The 568-nt window shown below is 55.6% G+C and carries 1 protein-coding gene; it reads right to left on the bottom strand.

The window, feature by feature from the left end; all coding sequences use genetic code 11:
* Positions 1-568: lysophospholipid acyltransferase family protein (locus tag ACTHUR_RS16645; protein ID WP_440399793.1), on the bottom strand; the 568-nt coding region annotated here is incomplete at both ends.

A 568-nucleotide genomic window follows, 5' to 3' on the forward strand; every position in this document is an offset into this window, starting at 1 on the left:
TTCAGGATGTTTGTAGCGGTTGTACATAAACAAATATTGTTCCGGAAAACGGCGTATCCAATACTCGGTATTTTCATTGATCACGCGCGCATCGTGCTCCTTATCGCCGTTCAACTCGCCGCGCAAAGGCTCGATGTGCAGGAAAAAGCCTTTGCCGTCAGGCAGACGCTCGCCGCAGAAAAACAAAGCCTTCACGCCTTTGACTTGCGCCAGCTTGCCTGCCAACGTCATGGTGTAGGCAGGTTTGCCGAAAAAGTCCACCCACACACCGTCGCCCCCTTCCTCTGGAGACGGCACATGGTCCGGCAACACAATGGTCGCTTCGCCGCCGCGCAGCGCTTTGATGATTTGTTTGACGCCCTGAATGCTGGTCGGTGCAGTCTTGCCTTTACCGCGCACGCGCCCTGCCTGCATTACCGCATCAAATGCCTTGATTTTCGGCGGCTTGTACATCGCCGTCAGAGGAAACGGCAGTTGCTGGCTGATGTAGCGGCCCGCCAAATCATAGCTGCCGATGTGCGGCGTGATAAACAGCAAACCTTCACCCGCGCTCAAGGCCGTCTGAACA

It is taken from the genome of Neisseria sp. P0021.S007 (assembly GCF_051956855.1).